Source organism: Moorena sp. SIO2C4 (assembly GCF_010672485.1).
In the GTDB taxonomy this organism is placed as follows: Bacteria; Cyanobacteriota; Cyanobacteriia; order Cyanobacteriales; family Coleofasciculaceae; genus Moorena; species Moorena producens.
Genome location: NZ_JAAHGN010001365.1, coordinates 1 through 1,636, shown reverse-complemented (window position 1 = coordinate 1,636; position 1,636 = coordinate 1). Strand labels below are relative to the sequence as shown.

Below are 1,636 nucleotides of genomic sequence, written 5' to 3'. Positions count from 1 at the left end.
TCTTTTGAATAAAATAAGCTGACGGCACCTCAAGTAGCGTGAGCTAAAAGCTGACCGCTGATAGCTGACCGCTGACCGCTGACCGCTGACCGCTGATAGCTGATAGCTTAGGTTGCTGTTACCCACAAGGAACATTCAACGCGCCATTTTTCTTCAGCCATTGGCACTGTTGAGCACTTAAGCCCTTAGCATCAGTAAACACCGCACCTGCTACCTCGCAGTTATAAAAATCAACACCATTCCAAATAGTATTCTCTAAATTAGCGTACTGTAAATCAGCATTTTTAAGATTAATATTAGATAAGCGAGCGCCTTCTAAATTCGCAGAAAATAAAGACGCTTCAGTTAAATCAACATCCTTTAATAAGGCATTTTCCAAACTTGACTCCAGCAACTGAGCACCACGCAAAATCACCTCGGTCAAATCAGCAGCTCTGAGATTAGCAACAATCAGATTAGCAGAGGTTAAATCTGCTCTGACTAAACTAGCACGGCTTAAATTGGCTCGTTCCAAATCAGCACCAACCCACTTAGTATCCATTAAGTTAGCTGCCTCTAAGCTAGCTATATCAAGGCTTGCTCCACTGAAATTAGCCTCAGGGAAATTCACAGCTCCTAAATTCGCCATCTTGAGATTGGCATTGATAAAGGTTATCCCTTTCCCAGTTGCTTCTCTCAAATCAGCCTTTTGCAGCTGAGCTAAGGAAGCCTCAACCCCATCTAGTTTTGCCCCACACAGCTTAGCCTTTGTTGCACAAGCCCCTCGGAGATTCGCCCCCTCCAAACCAGCACGATTCAGTTGAGCTCCTGAAAGTCGGGCATAAACCAGAGTAGCTCCCGATAGGTTTGCCCAGCTGAGATTGGCTTGAGTAAAGTCTGTCTCTTGACAAGACGCTCCCGAGAGATTGGCATTACGTAGGTAGGCATGGGCAAAGTCAGCCTTATCTAGATTCAAGCCCTGTAAATCAATATGACTCAGCTCGGCTTTCTGTAACGACAGTCCTTGCTTAAGTTGTTTAAGAACTTGATTAGTAGTTAATAATGTCATAGATTTAGTTCTATAAAACCTGTAGTCAGTTAGTTTTGTATCTAATTTAACTTTAATCTGACCTCAAATGTAATTATTGCAAGAATATTTTACATAAATGTTTAGGATCCAAAATATACTTTCCACAAAAACAAATTGAGGGTTTGAGGCACTCGATCAGCTAAAGTATCAGGGAGTCGGGAGTCGGGAGCGGTGCGACCCGTGGCGAATTTAATTCGCCTACGGAAAGCGCACCGAGGGAGTCGGAACCCACCCCTAACCCCTCCCAGGAGGGGAACGGGAGTCGGGAGTCGGGAGCGGTGCGACCCGTGGCGAATTTAATTCGCCTACGGAAAGCGCACCGAGGGAGTCGGGAGTCGGGGTAAGAAAATTGAATCTACCTCATAAGTATGATCAACATAAGTATGATCAAAGCTATACCAACTTCATCGAAAACTACTTCTTAGTTCTCCCCACACTTCCCCCTCTCCCCAAACTTCCCCCTCTCCCCACACTCTTCTCCCGATTCCCGATTCCCGATTCCCGATTCCCGATTCCCGTTCCCCTCCTGGGAGGGGTTAGGGGTGGGTTCCGATTCCCGATTCCCGA

1 protein-coding gene and 1 pseudogene are annotated in these 1,636 nt (G+C 46.0%); one reads left to right on the top strand and one right to left on the bottom strand.

Annotated elements, in window-relative coordinates; translation table 11 throughout:
• Window positions 1-118: 118 nt before the first annotated feature.
• A complete protein-coding gene (locus F6K20_RS37615; protein ID WP_008184926.1) occupies window positions 119-1,048 on the bottom strand; it encodes a pentapeptide repeat-containing protein in 930 nt (309 codons plus the stop codon).
• Window positions 1,049-1,418: 370 nt separating this feature from the next.
• On the opposite strand from F6K20_RS37615, the pseudogene F6K20_RS37610 reads away from it, so the two are divergent.
• Window positions 1,419-1,636 (top strand): annotated as a pseudogene (locus F6K20_RS37610) (hypothetical protein); the annotation flags it as partial.

What these genes read in the sequence shown, in the direction of transcription:
- F6K20_RS37615 (WP_008184926.1), bottom strand. Translation starts at nt 1,048, where the DNA reads ATGACATTATTAACTACTAATCAAGTTCTTAAACAACTTAAGCAAGGA.